Below are 18,576 nucleotides of genomic sequence, written 5' to 3' on the forward strand. Positions count from 1 at the left end.
ATCTATGCTTCCTGTATGTTCGCTCTATCTCCATCATTGGACGTTATGCCCTCATTCTAAACGGTTGAATGTAAATCCGTAGGCACTTTCTGCTCTCTGGCATGCCGGAACTGCAATTATAGAACCGTTTGTACCGATTATCAACCCGGCGGAGGTCCCAGGGGCGAAAATGGGAGTCTTTGAATATGCTGTATCATCATAAAGCCAAGCACGCTCGCACAGGATATCAGGTCAGAACCAGGATGGATGGGTCAAAACAAAAAGGGGGTACCGTCATGCAGTTATGGCAGGAGATGGAGCGGGAAGGCATGGAGGAACTCATTTTTTGCCATGATGCAAATAGTGGATTGAGGGCGGTCATTGCCATTCATAACACGGTCCTTGGACCTGCGCTCGGCGGATGCCGCTACTGGACGTATGCATCCGAGGAAGAAGCTGTTCGGGATGCTGTAAAGCTTGCCAAAGGCATGACGTACAAAAATGCAATCTCCGGATTGCCATATGGCGGCGGGAAAGTAGTCATATGGAATGTGCCTTTAGTGAAGAATACAAAACCGGATGAGGATGGTTGTGGATCTCAAAGTGGTGAGCAGGTCGCTGGAGATCTAGGGGTAGAGCAGCAAAAGGGCGCTGCCGCTGAACGGAAAGTCGTCGCCGATGAGGGTGCTGATCGTATAGATAAGAGCCTGGATACGGACGTATCCAAGCGGGCGCAGCGCTTTCGCGCACTGGGTCGTTGTCTGGAGCGGCTTAACGGACGGTACGTGACTGGTCTTGATCTGGGTACCACGGCGACAGACATGGACCAGATCCGACTGGAGACCGTACATGTGACGGACACCACGGGTTCACTTGGGGCGCAGGATGACTTCACTGCCGAGATGACCGCCTACGGTGTACACATCGGCATTGTGACCTCGCTGCGCCAGCAAGGCATTGCATCTTTGCAGGGCATTCCCGTTGCCGTCCAGGGACTGGGCAAGGTCGGGCATGCCCTGTGCCGTTACCTGCATGCAGCCGGGGCACGGCTCATTGTGGCAGACGTTGTACCGGAGCGTGTACAACGTGCCCTTGTGCAGTTCAGCGGCGCCATCTCGGCCGATCCGGCCCATATCCACGCCGCTGACTGCAAGGTCTTCGCCCCCTGTGCCCTAGGGGGCGTACTGACCCCGGCAACGGTGGAGGAGCTGCGCTGCTCCATCGTTGCCGGGGCGGCCAACAACCAGCTGAGTGAACGACAGCTGGTTGCAGGCCGCATGCAGGCGCGCGGCATCCTGTACGCGCCTGATTATGTGCTCAACGCAGGCGGAATCATCTCCACCGCCTACGAGCTGGAAGGAGCCGGGCCTGACCTGATCCGCCAAAAGGTGGCGGGGATTGCAGGCACGCTAAGCAAAGTATACGCAGAAGCTGCGCAATCTGCGATCTCCACAGCCGATGCAGCCGATCGGCTAGCGGAATCCATCCTCCGATCAGACCATAAGAAATAGGGTTCTCCCTTCTGGGGAACCTCCACTGCTTTACTTCATTCTAACGAACCTGATACACGTTATTAGTCCCTTTTAGCATGGATCTAATATCTAACGAATCTCAGACACGTTATTGTGCCTAGTTTGGTCCTTTTTCAAGCTAAATAACTACTTTTCCGAAGGATAGCGTTCCTGAGGTTCGTTAGAATTTATATTTCAGATTTTGACCCTGAATAGGTTGTCTCAGGTTCGTTGCTATGAACGTTTTTGTCAAGCCCATCACAAAATGCTGCTTTTCGCCGAAGCCCTAAGCGCGGGAGTCCATATGCGAGCGACGGTTGGCACGCTGCTATCCGTGGGTTGGTTACCACATGGTATGCCTTCGTCAAGGAGAGCTGTTACAAGCTAGCCACGCACGTTCAGCCCATTAAAAGCCTAGTGCAAACGAACCTCGCACATTCTCTCCTGAACCTTCCATGAACTCCCGGGCTTAGGGCTCCGGGGTTTTCCCCTTTTTCCGTTTAAACCATCCGTCTCTTCAAGATGAATAACAGATTACTGAGCGTTCGGTAGCTCCAACGTTCGGGCGATCGCCCAAATGAACCCGGTCAGTTCCCTGGCCACCGCGGTGACCGCGACATTTTTGTGTTTGTTTAATCCATAAACTAAACGACGGAATTTTCGGTGCAGCCGTTCCTGGGCTTTCCAGGAAATGAGCTGTATGTCCGCAGGCAGACCTTCCAAACGGCGGGCCAAATCCCCTTTAATCGCAGGCTGATGGCGGTAACTCCATGCCGATTCAATCAAGGTGCGACGCAATCGTCCATTTCCCGCTTTGGTGAGCGAGCCTCGTTGGGTACGGACTCCAGACGAATGCTCACGCGGAACTAGGCCTAAGTAAGCCATGAGCTGAGCAGGAGAACGGAACCGGGCAAAGGAACCGATCTCCGCAGCAAGCGTGACGGCCGTGAGAAATCCAATGCCACGCAGAGACTGTAAAATCTGAATCAAATCGGCTTTGGAACTGGTCGCTGCCTCTTCAATCAAGGCTTTTTCCAGTCGACCGATGCGTTGCTCGATCTCGTCCATGGCATGAAGGTACTCCGTAAACGCAATCTGCATAGGCGCATTCGGGAAGGTCAGTTGTCCAAGCCATACGCGATATTTTTTCGTCCAGCGACGTTTGATTTGTTCAGGCGGATGGATCTGGTGACGCAATAAAAATTTGAGCACGCGTTGACGAGCCCGGTGAGCATCTTCTTTTGCCGATTCGCGTGCCCGAACCAATTCACGAAGCGCCTCATCTTCACGTGCTGGAACGTAAATCGGCGTAAGCTCGCCTGCACGGAACAGACGTGCCAGTTGCTCGGCATCCCGTCGATCGGTTTTCACGTGATCGCCGGAGCGTTTGGGGATGAGTGAAGGAGCAATGACGACACAATGGGCCCCCATGGATTCGATCCAGCGGTAGGTTTCGTATCCTGTAGGACCGGCTCATAACAAAACGAGAGGGAGCTTGCCGGACCCAACTCTTTGATGAGTTTGCGTAAGGCAGCAGGCGCATGAGCAATGGTACCGTAATACCGCGGCTTGTCTTTACCCTCGTCAGCAATAGCGACAGAAATTTTTTCTTTGGATACATCTAAACCAATGAATTTTGTGGTAGACTTCATAGGGATAGCTCTCCTTTGCTGTGTAGCTCTGAAATGGTGGTCTTCTTACTGTCCATTTTAACCTACGATGTGCAGCAATATGGAGGGCTATTTTTTGCGGTTACGTTCATCATAGCTAGCGCTGCGGCGAAGGTTTCTTTGGGGTAGTATCTATGGGGGAGTATCACCTATCAAAAAGAGCTAACCCCGACATCCGTGTCCAGGTTAGCTCTTTTACCCTCTCTTATCGTTTAGCGCTCTTACTCTCTCTTACTCTACTACTCCTTAAACGGCAACCGACCTCTTCTTCGCTGTCTTCTTCTCTCGAAACAGCAGCGTCCACAGCAACACATTCGCTACGATCAGTAGCGCACCATAGATCCACACGCCCCCCGACACTGATCGGAAAAAGACATGGACTCCCCATAACATAGCAAGCACAGGAAGGGCGGCGAATACATACCAGCCATCACTTTGCTGTGCCATACTGAAGGATTGGGAGAACGGCGGCTTACGCAACAACAATTTGCCTGCCAGTGGGACAAGCGCCGTAGCTGTCAGCATAATAATTGCAATATCCGGCAGTATCCGTGATCCAAATGTCCAGGTAAACAAAATGGCATTTGCCAGAAATATAGGCAGGAACATGTTGCATAAGAATGCCTTTAGAGCGCCTTTATACAACGCGCTATCATTCGCCATCGGTGCAGCGCGAAAAGTCCAGAATGCCTTATATTGTCCTGAAAATTTCAGCATGACTACAACCGTTACAACCAGCATTAGTACGATATAAAAAGTGTATACAAACGAACTTTGCCTAAACTCCGCCCAGGTAGAAGACTGCAATTCGGTAAACCAAAATACATAAGGTAAAACAAATGATAAACCAAGCGATGGATACACCTTCAGCTTGAATTCCCGTTCATTACGCATCATGCTGGCTGACAGACGGAAGCAAGCCTGTTCCTCTCTGGAACGACTGACCACCTTGGAGATCAACCGATCCCATCTTCCACGTCTGCGTCCGGAGGACTGGCCCGAATGTGCCATTTTCTCCAAATACAATTCAAAGGAAGGCATAAGCTTCACATATACGATCATACTCACCACAGGAACCAAGACTGCCAGTGCTGTGAACGTATAGATCCACACATTCCCGCCCCCTGCAAATAACCATTCATATGCAGCCGCATACCATAATGGAGGTAACAGCAACTGCCACCAAGCCGGGGTAAATACCATACCAAAGTCAATAATACTGAACGAACGAATGACCAGCTGATAACCGATCGCAATCCCCACGGAAAGCAGAATTTGCACCATATTGATCATATCCTTCAGCTTCTCACCATCCAGAAACTTCATCATGAACAGATAGATCAGAGACGTTGTCACCAGAATCAGCATATTGATCAGAAGCAGTTCCACAAGGAAGATCAGAAAGAATCCGATTCCATGCGTTACTAACGCGGCAATTAGCGGTATACCGGTTAATGAACCTGTCAGTAATAGCAGGTATACGCCCGCATGGATGGCTCGGGCCATCCCCACCGTTCTTCCATTAACGGGCTTGGTCATAATAATATTACGATCCCGGATGTCCAGCAGCACAGAGGAAAAATCCGAGATCATGGACGTCATGATCATAAACATTAAGATGCCAAACACAAGTCCCATCTGAAGCATGAAATGCCCCGTATCCCAGACGATGAAGGGAACCATCATCAGTCCCATTAATCCATACAACCACAGGGATCGAAGAAACTGATTACCTTCCTTGCGCTCCTTTTTCCCTGAATTGTTGGATAAAATAGTAGGTACTCTGCGTTGATCCATCTGGAACTTCACTCGCAAGATCAGGCGCAGCACATCATAATCCGCCCCTGTTCTGGCGATGAGCGGACGAAAGCGATCCAGAATCTTGAGTGTGCGGAAGTCGGAGGATTCCTCCATATCAGTACACCTCCTGCACAATGGATACAAAACGCTCCGCAATGGCTTTATGTTCATTAAAGCCCGTCAATTGATTGAACACTTCTTCCAGCGTGCCTTCCATGGATTGCTGTTGGAGCTGCTTGAATGTACCGTCTGCCACTACGCGCCCTTCAGCAATCAGTACAATTCGACTGCTGATCTTCTCCACCACATCCATGATGTGTGACGAATAGAAGATGGTTGTGCCTTTGGCTGACAATTGTGACAAAATCTCTTTGACCACCATCACACTATTGGCATCCAATCCGCTGAGTGGTTCATCCAGGAACAACAGATCCGGGTCATGCAGCAGCGCAGAGATCAACAGCACTTTCTGACGCATACCTTTGGAAAAAGAGGCAATGCGGGAATGATATTTTTTCCATTCCAAAACAATCCATCAATAGCTTGGCTTTGTAATCCGCATCCTCATAGGACATACCGTATAACTCTCCCGTAAAAGTCAGATACTCCGCAGGCGTTAATTGTTCGTACAATTCCGCCACCTCCGGAACATAGCCGATTCTGCGTTTATACTCTACATCGCCATCCGCAATATCTTTACCAAAGATTCGCACCGTGCCTACATATCCTTCAACCAGCCCGAGTAAAATCTTAACCGTCGTACTTTTGCCAGCCCCGTTTGGACCAATATATCCAATCATCTCACCGCGATTTACTTCCAGATCGATGCCGTTCAGCACATAACGTCCGTTGTATCTCATACGCAAGCTTTCAATTGATAGCACTTGTTGTTCACTCACTTCGTTATCCAGCTCCTGTCTCTATCTTTTTCTACAATTCTACTAGTTTACCACAGATTGGGATGGTAATGATCGGAAATAGGTCACGATATGAGCCATCAACTGGATATCCCCTTCGAGTAAAAGCATCACGTAACATGCGTGAATACATCACAAAGCCCCTATCCCACCTTATGGTAAGAGACAAGGGCTTCCACTTTATGTTGAAACTTATTTTATAATATCTAAAAAGTCTTACTGCACCTTAACAATCTGAAAATGCTGATTCGTTCCGCCATTATCCGTCCACTGGATGGCCGCAGCCCCATCTGCCAGGGATTGACTAGAGATATCCAATACTTTGCCTGTACTGCGGTTCTTCAGTTTATAATAACCACCACCTACATGGACAAGCTGCCATTGCTGGCTGGCCCAGCCACCATCATTCCACTGTTCAATGACAGCCCCATCCGTCGTGGCACCATTCTCCACACCGATCAGCTTGCCACTGGAACGGTTGATGATTTTGACATAACCGCCACCCGCATCGGTAATCTGCCACTGTTGACTTGTCATCCCCCCATCTGCTCGCTGCTCCAGGTCCGCACCGTTGGCGGAAGAACCCCCAATGACATTTAGCAATTTGTTACTCTTACGACTAATCAGCTGATATGAAACATTCGGGTCCCAGACATCCGGTGTACTCACTCCGGTCACAGTCCCTGTTGCTGTATCAATCGTAATACTGGGCCCAGTTCATCGCCAGACTAGTTGCGCTAGGGAACGATAGGGGCAGCCAAACATACTTGGAATCCTGCACAGGTCCGCTCCATGCACCAGCCCAGCGATCACCCATGTAGAGATAGGATGTGGTCTGTGAACCTTCTACTGGAACAACATAGGTGGATTGAGAACCATACGTTGTGCTGTCTCCAAAATTGCTTAGGCCGCTCCATGTGCCTGTAATGCTGGAGGCTGTCGCATATTTGGCCTGATTTGGATTCCAGCCGGTCGCACCCGATGTGATCAGGAAGTAGACGCCGTCTTTTTTGAATAGGGCTGGTGCTTCACGATATTGTCCAGGCCACAGCGTTGTGACTAGGGATTCCACACCCAGAAAATCCGGGGTCAGCTTATATATATTCAGATCAGCATTCACTCGGGTCGCAGAGATCAGATAAGCGGTTCCGTTATCGTTGTATACCGTCATGTCTCTGGAATCATACCCAAGTGGACGATAACTGCCCACATATGTGTAATTGCCATCCACCGTATTCGAAGTAGCTACCGCCACTCGGGCCTCGCCATAATCCAGACCATTCTCCTTGTGCATCCACAGCACATATTTGCCGGTAGCACTGTTGTAGATGACCTTTGGGCGTTCAATGTTAGAGATATTTAGCTCGGCTGCCGAGCTGCTGGTCAGCACATCATTACGATACTCCCAGTTCTTCAGATCCGATGAACGATACACGGACACTGCCTTGAACGTTCCATTCGTATTACGATTCTCTCCAAACCAGTAATAATACCCATTTGCCTTAATCATCCCGCCCCCATGAGCATGAACGACATTGCCATTGGTATCCTTGAACTGTATCCCGTTCGTTACACTAAGTGGAGCAGCTGAAGCATTCGGTCCGGGTGCAAGCAGCATACCTATGGATTGCAGCGCCAAAACCAAAGCAAGCAGATAACTCAGGCGACGGGTAAAGCGACGTGAATGTATATTCTTTTTCAACCATCCATCGTTCATAGCCATATCGTAATGCACCTCCATGTTTTTTATGAAGCGCTTACATAAAATTAAAATCGATATGTCTCATCTGCCTCCGATCGATGATGCATTTCAGCATTAGAATTCCTGGCAATACTGGCTGGGCGTTCACCTCCCTGATTCCGATTGTATCCGCCACGTTCCTGCTCGAATAGTGAACAATCCGGCGGAAGATGTACAATTTTATACTCCGCTCTCTCGATCAACAACAAAAAGACGCTTCCCCCGAAGCGTCCTCTGCTATACCTGCCCTGCCCCTCCATGATGTAACGATCTCTAGCTGTGTGCGGCTGTTCATAGGCAGGTTTTTATATGGTGTCTTTTCGGCGTATATACTCGCCCTTATTGCTTAATCTTGGTCGTCAAAATCCTGGTCAAACGATAACACTTTACCTGTGTTGGCATCGATATCTACATCTGCTTCACCTTGAGCGGTTCTCAGCTCGATCTCATACACATAGCGACCATCATCATGATCCAGCTCGACTTTGGTTACTTTACCACCCGTAACTTGTTTCAACGCAATGTTTGAAGCTTGGGATGCCGTCAATTTGACCTGCTTGGAAGCAGAGTTATTAGACGTGTTGCCTGTTGCAGTACCTTTATAATCGTCGTCATCATCGTAGTCATCATCATTCACAACCGCAAGGATTTTGCCTGTATAAGCATCCAGACGAACAACAACATCATTGGTTCCTTTTCTGTCGATCTCAACTTCATAGAACGTTTGGCCGTTTCTACGCTCCAGATCCACGTCATCCACTTTACCATCGGCTGCTTTTAACGCCAACGCTTTCGCTTGTGATGCATTCAGCATTTTACCTGTGCTGTTCTGATTCTGTGTTGCAGATTGTGTTGTTGACGTTGGTGTAGTTTGCACCGATTGTCCGTTCACATTCCCGCTAGCCGCTACGGCCGATCCACCAAGTAATACTGCTGCTGACAAGCTACCAATCCAAAGTTTATGTTTGTTCATCATCATCATTCATCTCCTCGTTGTTGTTGTTTCGTTCTCGTCTACATTTATAGAATAACCTGCAGGAATGAGAGATCAGCGAGAGTTAGATTAGAATTTGATGAGAAAATGAAGAGAATGCTCATTTAACAGGTATTCATTGTCCATCTAATTGAAAAAGATGACCCCTAAATTAGGAATCATCTATCCAACAAGGTGTAACTCTATATTCAATGGATTCCTGTACAAATGTTAATCATCGTCCTCATCCCAAGTTACCGAACGAATTGCTCCTGAGATGGCATTCACTTGCACAATAGCCTCCCGGCCATCCGCCAAATCAATTTCAACCAGATAATATGGATTCCCGCTGTTGGTTCCACGCAGTTCGATGTCGTCCACTTCCCCCGAAACCTCCGCAAGTGCCTTCTGCTTGGCTTGTTTCTCGCTCAGAAACTGAGGTTTGGGATCATCCTTGGTTGGTTCAGTTGTCGGGGCTTTTATTGTTTTGGAAGATATCGTCTCTCCCGTATAGGGATCGATCGTAAGTTCTTCACGGCTGTTATCCTTCGCCTTCACGACCGCGGTGTATACCGGACTGCCTTGCTGCTCCACAAGTTCAAGCGAGACCAATTGGTTATCTGTTTGTTGTTTTAACAACGCCGTCTTGATCTGCTCGCGGCTCCATAACGCCTTCTCTTCCGCTTGTGGGTTCGACTCCAGCCGTTTAATGGAATTCACAGCAGCTGTAACGGCATCCACTTGCACATCATATAGGCCGGTCTCCGAACGGAGCTGCATGATATACGTCCCGTCCTTCAACGTGGAATTCACAATCTCACCTGGATATTGATCAAGCACCGATTGTGCTGCCGCATCTGCCGTAAGTACCGCACCAGTCGATTGCCAAGGCTTCCACCACACCACAACTGCCACAATCAGCACAACGAGAAGCCCAGCACCCCACCAGAGTGACCTTCGCGATTTCGCCCATCCAATGTTCCCTTGTTCATGCCGTTTCATCTCCGGTGGTCGCTGCTCATGCTCTGTCATCACGTTTCCCCCTATGCACTCTCTTATCATCCCCAGTTGATCTGATGCTTATCAGTATATAAGAGAAGAATGAGAATTTCATGAGAGCGGCCCGTTCTGAACCGATAAAGGCAAAATAATCGAAGCCTCGGTGCCTTCACCCTCGGTGCTGGTCAGTTCGATCCGTGCTCCAACTGCTCCTGCAAGCTCTTTGGCAAGCGACAATCCCAGACCTGAACCGCTTGCGCCTAAGCTGCGTGTCCTGGCCGGATCAACCCGGTAGAATCGGTCAAATACCTTCTCCAGCTCGTCCTCCCGCATACCAATCCCGGTATCCACGATTCGAATACGGCACTCTTGTCCCTTGGCTTCCAGCCTGACTTCAATTGCATCCTCACTATACTTCCGGGCATTATCCAGCAAAATAAACAACAGTTGCTTCAGCTTACTCTCATCGCTGATCGCCCAGATTGGACCTGGATCTTCACACCGGACTTCACGGTGATAGGCTTCGCGAAACGCACGTGTGGAGTCTGTAGCCAGTCTCGTGATATCCACACGCTCCAACTGTACATTCCACTGCTCTGGCTGCTTCGCGAGCAGTAACAGTTGCTCGGTCATCTCTCGCATGCGAACCGATTCGGACAGAATCGCTTCTACCGCTTCATCAAATACCTCGGGCCGCTCTTTTCCTCGCCGCTGTAGCAGACTGGCGTAGCTCTCAATAATGGTCAGCGGTGTTTTGAGCTCATGAGATGCATCGGATACAAACCGTTCCTGTCGCTCAAAGTTGGATTCGAGCAGATCCATCATCCGGTTGAACGTCTGTCCCATCGTTTTCAGTTCATCCTTAGACCCTTCCTCCAGTGGAAGACGCTTGAATTGGCCCTGGACTGGATATCAGTCATCGTGCGTGTCATCTGCTGAATCGGTCTGGTCATTCGATTCGCCAGAATCCGGCTGGAGATAATGGCTGGAATGAGAGCAATAATCGTGACCGCCACAAGCACAGTTCGCAGTACAGACAGACGATTCTCCGTCTCTGCAATGCTCTCGGTGACTTGTACATTCACCACCTCGCCATCAGGCCAGATGACCGGGACTGATACCCACACATAACCAATCTGTTCAACTTGGGTATACTCCGATTTCTTCTCACTTTCGTACTTATAAGGCAGCTTGCTCAGCTGCTCGGAAGCTGCTGTTGTTGTCACCGGGGAACTGGTGCCGTCTTCATTAACAATCCGGAGCATGCCGTTCACAGGCGCGTAGGCCCGTAACAAGTCATCCGGCGGAATGGAGCCGGCAGACTGACGCACTCCTTTGACAATAGACTCCGCTTCCGCTTCCACCCGATTAACCTCGTTATCAATCGACATCCGTTCAAACACGATGTAGACCGACAGGTTCACCGCGATTAACAGCACAGCAAATAATACAGACGAATATCCGTAGATTTTACTGCGCAGGCTCATAACTGTTCCTTCAGAACGTATCCTACGCCCCGTACGGTATGTATTAAGGGCGGTGTGAATCCGTTATCCACCTTTTTGCGCACATAACGGATGTACACATCCACCACATTGGTATCTCCATAATAATCGTATCCCCACACGGCCTGCACAATCTGGTCACGACTGAGCACCTGACGTTGATTCTGAAGCAGATACACGAGCAGGTCGAACTCACGTGGAGTAAGCTCAATGGCCACACCATCTCGGGATACCTCTCGCGTTCCTTCATTTAGTTTCAACCCGGCAGCCGTCAACCAGCCCGCCTCAACTTCATCCTGATGCCCAGAAGAGTCATTCCCCATATCAGCAGGTGTAGAAGAAGAAGCGGAAGAAACAACAGACGCCACTGCACTAAGCCGCAATGCAGCCCGAACGGGCAAGCAGCTCTTCAATCTGGAAGGGCTTGGTGATGTAGTCATTGGCTCCTAAATCCAGGCCGGATACTTTGTCTTCTACAGAATCTTTGGCAGTGAGCATAATGATCGGAACTGTAGCATCTTTGGCCCGCACTCGACGCAACACTTCAATTCCACTCAGACCAGGCAACATCACATCCAGCAGAATCAGATCCCACTGTCCTTCAGCATACTTCTCCAGTCCTTCTGTTCCACTACCAGCCTTGCCCACCTGATATCCCTCATACTGTAGTTCCAGTTCCAGCAGACGTGCTATTTTGGGCTCATCCTCTATGACCAGCACGGCTTCGTTCATGCAGCGCTCCCCCTCATCCCCATCATTTCATTCTCCCGTTATCTTACAATAACATCTACAATTTGCCCAAGGCATCTTCAACGGGATGCTCCCCGGCAACCAGATCAAAGGCCATCCGGTACGTCTTCTCTTCCTGCAAAGAAGCCACGATTACACGGGCTACATCTTCACGTGGGATGCTCCCCGGCTCCAGATCGGTTCCAACTGCAATCTTGCCTGTGCCTGGTTCATTCTTGAGACCGCCTGGACGTATAATCGTGTAATTGAGATCACTTGCAAACAATGCACGATCCGCATAATGTTTCGCCACGTAATAAGGCTTGATGGACTCTGACCATTTCTCCCGTTGATCTGCGCCATACGCACTGACCAGAATATATCTGGAGATTCCTTGCTGCTCTGCGGCTTCCATCGTTTTCACCGCACCGTCAAGATCAATAAGCAGTGTTTTGTCCTGACCGGTAGATCCGCCAGAACCCGCCGTAAACACAATGGCATTATGATCCTTCATTGCCTCAGCCAAGTCCTCCACACTACCCTCCAGGTCACCAATTACCACATCTGCACCGAGTTCCTTCAGTGCATCCGCCTGCTCCGGTTTGCGGATCATAGCCGTTACTTTATGTTTGCCTTCCTGTGCCAGCTGCTCCACCACAAACTTTCCGATTTGTCCATTTGCTCCTATAACTAAAACGTTCATACGTCATTCTCCTCTCAGTTGAACGGATGGCTTGTTGTTGCCCCCCGTTCCTTTTATTTAAAGATGCTCATCCTATAATTTAAACGAAAGCCGGCGCTTCTAAGCGCCGGCTTCATGTCCATGCCTGTTCAGTACCTCTAAGAAATGTGAAGTCTTCCGTTGTCCCATTAATATGCCATATCCCCTAGGTACTTTATACGCGACCTCACATTTGACCACTTCTGCCGCACCTTTTTTCATTCTGAATATCTGTTATCCTTTGTAATCGTGACAACCAAAAAGGACGCCCAAAAGGGCGCCCTTGAATGGCATTAAGATTAGTAAGCCAGTGCGAACAAACCGTGAATATGAGCCAGGTAACGGATGTTACTTGCTTCTTTCATCATGGTTGCAGGCAGACCTTTCAGACGAGTCTGGTTGCCACCGATCATGCCGACAGCATCTTTACGACCCAGACTTCCCAGCGTACCGGAGAATACTGGTGTGAAGGATTCCATTGCGCCACCTTTGAACATAACGCCCAAGTTGTGACCAATAGTCTCACCCATTTGCCAAGCCAATTGTGCTGTTGGAGGGTAAGGGCGAGCGCCTTCGCTAGGGAAGACTACTGCGCTGTCACCAGCAACAAACACGTCTTTGTGAGAAGTAGATTGCAGAACTTCCGTAACTTTCGCACGGCCACGATCCACTTCAATTCCGCTGTTAGCAACAACAGCGTTGCCTTGTACGCCACCTGTCCATACGAGTGTGTTCGTAGGGATGGAGCTGCCGTCTTTCAGCAGAACTTCGTTTTCTTTCATCTCGGTAATCGCTACGCCAACGATGAAGTTAACGCCACGTTTCTCAAGACTTGATTTAGCACGTTCAACCAGCTCTGGCGGGAATCCTGCAAGGATGGAAGGACCTGCTTCAACTGTGTACAGGGATACTTCTTTGAAGTCGATGCCTTTTTCTTGACATACAGCAGGAAGCAGGTCAGCGAATTCGCCAACAAGCTCAATACCTGTCAAGCCGCCGCCACCAATAACAAACGTAGCGTCTGCTTTGTTGCCGGACTGTTTGTAAGCATCAAGACGTGCTTCAACGTGAGCACGAATACGGTTTGCATCGCTAACCGATTTGAGCGTGAAGCTGTACTCTTGCAATCCCGGAATTCCGAAGAATGCCGTTTCGCTGCCCAAGGCAACGACAAGTGCATCGTAAGAGTATGTGGAGCCGCTGGTCATCAGAACTTTTTTCTCATCCGGCTTGATTGTATCCACCGTATCGATTTTCAAGTTCACGTTTTTGCCACGCAGCAATTTTTCAAGTGGAAGAGCAACTGCTTGTTCAGCAATGCTTCCCGCTGCAAGACGGTGCAGTTCCGTGATAATTTGGTGTGTAGGGTAACGGTTCACGACAGTAATTGTCGCTTCTTCCGGAGACAAGTATTGACGCGCAGTCAATGCAGTCAACAGACCGCCGTATCCTCCACCCAAGATCAAAATTTGCTTCGACATATCCATCCTCCGTTCTTCTAAGTCTTAACGTTTCGGTTGTTGACGCTCGTTCAAGATGCTCAAGAAAGATTGAGCAAAACGAAGCGATTGTTGTACGTTTGGATCTTTAAGCATTTTCAGCATAGCGAACAAGCCAACTGAAGTTTGCTCTGTTTGCGCACGGTCATTGGCTTCGATGGCAGCAGAAGCTACACCTTTAGCTTTGTCTACAACAGGCTTAGCGAACTCGCCCATTGCGCTCATTGTGTCGCTGATCAGAACTTTGTCTGTTGCTACACTTTGTGCAAAGTCATAAGCTTTTGTCATAGCAGTAACCATTTCAGCCAATTTAGGCAGGTTCTCCACCAGAACGGTTAAAGACTCCTGTACCTCAGGCTTCATCAGTTGATCCAGAACGTCCAAGGACTGGCGCTCGGAAACGTTGGCACCTTCTGTAACTGGCACCTCTTGTTGAGTAGGCGATTGTGACATAAGAGAAAGTCCTCCTTTACTTTGGGATAGAAGTCCGCGACTTTCATGATGCCTGTCAAGCAGAGCCGAACCACAAAATACATCGAATACATTTAAATGTACCAAATTTCACACAATAGGATGAGCGTAGCTCATGGCCACTCCCATATCATGCATTGTATCTTGGATCTATTGCGGACAACATGTGTTGACGCACAAAACGACAAGCAGGCCGAAACCGAACTCTATACCCTTATATTACACCTCTTACACATGAACATGAAAAAGAAATTTTTTACACTTGTGAAGATATTGTGAACATTGTAACAAAATCGATTTTTTTGTCAACCCATTCAGGCAAGCTAACGCCGCCGATCCTCCTGTCCAAGATCCGTATTCCTACCACATGTGGTATTAAGACAAGATCACATATGACCAGATGTGCGATATGTACACAAGGAAGGATTTGTTTATCCAAATGTTCAGGAATTGTTTTCCAATATCACAATTTTCATGCAACGAAATTGGTCACTGTCGTTATTATGCAGCGTTGGGCCCGGCCTTATTCCATCATTGAGACATCTTTTCTATTTCAAGTATGAACCTCTTGCGTCACGAATGCAAAACTTGGAACAAAGCCATTGCGTTTAGAATGCGGACATCCCGGTTAATAAGGACTACACCAGAAACGAAGGAGATGTTCGATATGAGTAATTCAACTGGCGATAAAATCAAAGCAGGCGTAAACAAGGCCAAAGGCGAAGTGAAGGATCAGATCGGTAATGCAACCAATAACAGATCCCTTCAGGCTGAGGGTAAAAAAGACAAAGCCAAAGGTGCTGTACAGGATAAAATTGCCGACATTAAAAAAGATCATCACTAGATCCTTTTAATGTGAGGTCCAACAGCACGAAGATTTCGTGCAATAGATTATTTTAAAATAGCCTGACTGTCCGTGTTCGGAAGCTATCCGAAAACGAGACGGAGGCACAAAAAAGCCAAGGAAGGTGTTACTCAATACACCCTTCCCTGGCTTTTTTTGTTCATTTTATACTGCTGGAACTGCGTATCTTGCCATATCGATAATGAAACTGCGCGTTTCCCTTGTTGTATGGTATTCACGGCTGAACTGTCTGACCCATTCGGGATGTTCCTGATACCAACGGAAGGTTTTTTCCAATCCCTTTTCCAACGTGGTTTGCGGTAACCAACCCAATTCCGCTCGCAATCTGCCTGAATGTACGACCAGACTCGACCCTCTGGACTGGGTTGGTTCTTGCTCCCGGATCTCTACAGCAGCTACGGATCGATCCATTGGTTTCAATATCTCCCCTATCTCCTGCATGGTTGTTCCAATCCCTGTTGATATGTTGTAGACCTGTCCGTCTTTGCCTTTCAGCATGATCTGTTCAATGGCCCGGAGGGCATCATCTACATACAAGAAATCACGCACTGCCGATCCCTGAATATCCAGAGGCAGTCCGTCCAACATACGACCAAAATTTCGGGGAATAATACGGTCTGGCAACTGCCATGGACCATAGGGTTGGTCAAACGAAAGAGTTTGACTGGAAGCTGGTAACATTGAGCATAGGAGTGAGCCAGCATTTCACACGCGACTTTGGACGCGGAATAAGGAGAGACGGGTGCATACGGATCTGATTCGTGATAGACTCTGCCCCAATCGCCGCCATAGACTTCAACGGATGAAGCCAGCAAGACTGGAATATGATGTTCCGTAGCATATTGCAGGACAGACTGTGTGCTGAGTGTATTATTGCGGAAGACTTCCCCTGGCTGATGATACGAATAATCCACGTGTGGCATGGCCGCCAGATGGATAATGTAATCTGTTCCTGGAGGTAGATGAATCCGGTCCGATGCAAGGTCACAACAGATGAACGGCATCTCATGCAGAGGAGAGATATGAACAAGCCTCTGACAATAATCATCCCGATCCAGAAGGGTAATTCGATGCCCCTTTTGCGCCAAATACTGTGAAAGATTAAATCCCACAAATCCAGAAGCCCCTGTAATAACAATGTTCACACACGATTCCCCTTGCGATTTATACAACGAGTGCAATGAAGAGAGTATATGTACTGAGTATAACCTTAAAATGATACATTTTGTATCATTTTACAATTGTTTTTTGTTCGTCCTTGAGTTTATCGGGTAATTTATAGTGAGGTGATGTGAGATGAATGAACGGAAAAAGGACATAGAGACGTTATTCCTTCAGGATGACGGTGTAATTCCCAATCATCCGACCCTGCCTGTGCTTTTGTATAAGAATGTATGGGCTGAAGAGGCCCTTCACGCAGAATCGTTGCTGAACCGTAACGGATGGGGAAATAGCTGGTTGAATGGTGTGTTCAACTATCATCATTATCATAGTAATGCTCATGAGGCTCTTGCTGTGGTGAGTGGATTCGTGAAACTGATTTTAGGCGGAGAAAACGGTCAGAAAGTTTACCTTCAAACAGGCGACGTTGTCGTGCTTCCCGCTGGAACAGGGCATAAACGTCTGGAGTCCAGCACTGATTTTCGTATTGCCGGAGCTTATCCGGGCGGCATGAGTTACAACACACGCACAGGTGAGGAAGGCGACCGTGCCAAGGCTCTTCAGGAAATTCGAAAGGTTCCGATCCCGGTTACCGATCCGGTCTATGGACAGCACGGACCGCTACTAGAAATCTGGAATGGGAAGAAATTATAACAGATATGGAGATAATCAAGAAGCATCTTATTGGACAATGCACAGGAGAAGCTGGTTCGGTACTTAACGAGAAAAAATAGACTGTTCCCCGGAAAAGTAGGAGTTACTCACCGATGGAACAGTCTATTTAAGTGTTAAGTCTGAACAGCTGGTATCGGGAACTCTTCGTGATCATCTTACTATATGGGCAAGGAACTACTCAAATCTTCCGTCTTATTTCAAACTTCGCTATCTCGTCGCTTGTTTTTCTATCCGTGCGTTTCAGCCTTAGTCCCTTTCAGCGCTCGGCAAGCCGAATACTGTAATACCTCATTGCAAGTGGCTTTCCATCCATTTCAAGTTGGCCTTGCAGCACCAGTTGTCGTAGACGGTACTCCACGAACGCATCACTTATATGCTGGCTACTTGTACCAATCACTTCACCCACAATACGGGCTGCTCGGATATACTTGCCTGGCTCCCAGTTCGGTGTCAGTTCCCTCACCTTCTGCATAATGTACTCGTCCAACGCATCTTCAGTTAAGCTCCGAATCACGCCATTCTCCATCATACGTAATAGCCCAGGCTGTACCGAAAGTTCCAGCCAATCCTGTTCCAGTTGGCGGCGTTCTCCCTTGGACAGCGGCTCTTGCTCAGAGCAGACGTGCCACATCGCCAGAAGCTTTTCCGAAAGAATCTCGCCTGTGTGGAGCACATCGTATTGAACGTCAGGTCTATCAAATAATTGCTTATATAAGCCACTCGTTTCGATAAGATATATGGGACTCTCGGTGTTCCGCAATAGATACATGGCATAGAGTAGTCCCGTCTTCTCCCGTGCATTATTCGCATACCAGATAATGATCGACGTCTTGGAATCAAAGGACTGTATTGTGGCGTTGAGCTCAAATAATGATTCCAGTTCATGCATGCCATATGCCTCACGGTCATTGAGACACATTCGTTCGGTCAGCCAGAGATGCCTGCGTTGCAAGTCTGCACGCCGGGTCAGATCACCTAACGGCCCTACCGCATAATTATCATCTATAGAAAAAAAACTCCGTTTTTCCTGATCAGGTAATGTACTCATCCCCATTTTCAGACTACCTAGAGGTGAGTCTCCAAACGTGATATGAATTTCATTTGGCTTCTCGACCTCGGAGAGAGCTTGTTGTTCCAGACGCCCCAGATCAAAAGGGATATCCATATTCCGAAACAGTGACTGTACCGCTTCCGCAAAATCCACCTTTTCGCCTTGCTCTTCCTGCCGCTTGACCACTTGTGCTGATTTCATATAGAGCACACGCAATACTGAACGAAGTTCATCTTCACTCATACGATTTATCGTTCGGCTGAATGCATAGATATTATCATTCATGCTGGGTCCTCCTTCGAGCTAACG

15 protein-coding genes and 4 pseudogenes are annotated in these 18,576 nt (G+C 48.4%); 3 read left to right on the forward strand and 16 right to left on the reverse strand.

The window, feature by feature from the left end:
* The first annotated feature begins 275 nt into the window (after positions 1–275).
* Positions 276–1,490: a Leu/Phe/Val dehydrogenase gene (locus tag MHI48_RS29185; protein WP_405142536.1), complete on the forward strand. Its 1,215-nt coding sequence runs from the start codon at positions 276–278 to the stop codon at positions 1,488–1,490.
* 534 nt (positions 1,491–2,024) lie between these two features.
* Here MHI48_RS29185 and MHI48_RS29190 read toward each other — a convergent pair.
* The 14 genes and pseudogenes from MHI48_RS29190 to MHI48_RS29255 all read right to left on the reverse strand — a co-directional run bounded on the left by MHI48_RS29190 (position 2,025) and on the right by MHI48_RS29255 (position 14,497).
* The gene (locus MHI48_RS29190) at positions 2,025–2,921 is read right to left on the reverse strand and encodes an IS110 family transposase (protein WP_405142538.1); all 897 of its coding nucleotides are present in this window, start codon (positions 2,919–2,921) and stop codon (positions 2,025–2,027) included.
* Positions 2,858–3,142 (reverse strand): hypothetical protein, encoded by a 285-nt coding sequence (locus tag MHI48_RS29195; RefSeq protein ID WP_405142540.1) that lies wholly within the window; start codon positions 3,140–3,142, stop codon positions 2,858–2,860. The genes MHI48_RS29190 and MHI48_RS29195 overlap by 64 nt, the downstream gene beginning before the upstream one ends.
* Positions 3,143–3,406: 264 nt before the next feature.
* Positions 3,407–5,074: a hypothetical protein gene (locus MHI48_RS29200; protein WP_036606588.1), complete on the reverse strand. Its 1,668-nt coding sequence runs from the start codon at positions 5,072–5,074 to the stop codon at positions 3,407–3,409.
* A 1-nt stretch (position 5,075) separates the two neighbouring features.
* Positions 5,076–5,859: pseudogene (locus MHI48_RS29205) on the reverse strand (ABC transporter ATP-binding protein).
* 234 nt (positions 5,860–6,093) lie between these two features.
* A pseudogene (locus tag MHI48_RS29210) lies at positions 6,094–7,600 on the reverse strand (RICIN domain-containing protein).
* Between the two features lie 44 nt (positions 7,601–7,644).
* Complete coding sequence (locus MHI48_RS29215) at positions 7,645–7,824, reverse strand: hypothetical protein (RefSeq protein WP_143781152.1); 180 nt, start codon at positions 7,822–7,824, stop codon at positions 7,645–7,647.
* Positions 7,825–7,964: 140 nt separating this feature from the next.
* Positions 7,965–8,594: a PepSY domain-containing protein gene (locus MHI48_RS29220; RefSeq protein WP_179086569.1), complete on the reverse strand. Its 630-nt coding sequence runs from the start codon at positions 8,592–8,594 to the stop codon at positions 7,965–7,967.
* 228 nt (positions 8,595–8,822) lie between these two features.
* Entirely contained in the window at positions 8,823–9,623 is an 801-nt protein-coding gene (locus MHI48_RS29225) for a PepSY domain-containing protein (RefSeq protein ID WP_076329245.1), read from the reverse strand.
* A 78-nt stretch (positions 9,624–9,701) separates the two neighbouring features.
* Positions 9,702–10,436, reverse strand: coding sequence for a sensor histidine kinase (locus tag MHI48_RS29230; protein ID WP_405142543.1), 735 nt, complete (start codon positions 10,434–10,436; stop codon positions 9,702–9,704).
* 5 nt (positions 10,437–10,441) lie between these two features.
* On the reverse strand, positions 10,442–11,077 hold the full coding sequence (locus tag MHI48_RS29235; RefSeq protein WP_405142545.1) for a hypothetical protein: 636 nt from the start codon (positions 11,075–11,077) through the stop codon (positions 10,442–10,444).
* Positions 11,074–11,827 (reverse strand): annotated as a pseudogene (locus MHI48_RS29240) (response regulator transcription factor). The gene MHI48_RS29235 and the pseudogene MHI48_RS29240 overlap by 4 nt, the downstream one beginning before the upstream one ends.
* Positions 11,828–11,882: 55 nt before the next feature.
* A complete protein-coding gene (locus tag MHI48_RS29245) occupies positions 11,883–12,527 on the reverse strand; it encodes an SDR family oxidoreductase (RefSeq protein ID WP_036671628.1) in 645 nt (214 codons plus the stop codon).
* A 317-nt stretch (positions 12,528–12,844) separates the two neighbouring features.
* Complete coding sequence (locus tag MHI48_RS29250; protein ID WP_036606574.1) at positions 12,845–14,026, reverse strand: NAD(P)/FAD-dependent oxidoreductase; 1,182 nt, start codon at positions 14,024–14,026, stop codon at positions 12,845–12,847.
* A gap of 24 nt (positions 14,027–14,050) precedes the next feature.
* Positions 14,051–14,497, reverse strand: a complete 447-nt coding sequence (locus MHI48_RS29255) for a DUF1641 domain-containing protein (protein WP_017691658.1) — start codon at positions 14,495–14,497, stop codon at positions 14,051–14,053.
* Positions 14,498–15,182: 685 nt separating this feature from the next.
* Here MHI48_RS29255 and MHI48_RS29260 point away from each other — a divergent pair.
* Complete coding sequence (locus tag MHI48_RS29260) at positions 15,183–15,359, forward strand: CsbD family protein (RefSeq protein WP_074092719.1); 177 nt, start codon at positions 15,183–15,185, stop codon at positions 15,357–15,359.
* 345 nt (positions 15,360–15,704) lie between these two features.
* Here MHI48_RS29260 and MHI48_RS29265 read toward each other — a convergent pair.
* Positions 15,705–16,525: pseudogene (locus MHI48_RS29265) on the reverse strand (NAD-dependent epimerase/dehydratase family protein); the annotation flags it as partial.
* A gap of 151 nt (positions 16,526–16,676) precedes the next feature.
* Between MHI48_RS29265 and MHI48_RS29270 the strand changes: the two are divergent.
* Positions 16,677–17,195 carry a cupin domain-containing protein gene (locus MHI48_RS29270; protein WP_076329243.1) on the forward strand — a complete coding sequence of 173 codons (519 nt, stop codon included), beginning with the start codon at positions 16,677–16,679 and terminating at the stop codon, positions 17,193–17,195.
* Positions 17,196–17,472: 277 nt separating this feature from the next.
* Here the strand turns inward: MHI48_RS29270 and MHI48_RS29275 are convergent, their stop codons facing one another.
* A complete protein-coding gene (locus MHI48_RS29275) occupies positions 17,473–18,552 on the reverse strand; it encodes a DUF1835 domain-containing protein (protein WP_076329242.1) in 1,080 nt (359 codons plus the stop codon).
* Between the last annotated feature and the right edge of the window lie 24 nt (positions 18,553–18,576).

Origin of the sequence: Paenibacillus sp. FSL H7-0942 (assembly GCF_045040715.1) — a bacterium.
In the GTDB taxonomy this organism is placed as follows: domain Bacteria; phylum Bacillota; class Bacilli; order Paenibacillales; family Paenibacillaceae; genus Paenibacillus; species Paenibacillus amylolyticus.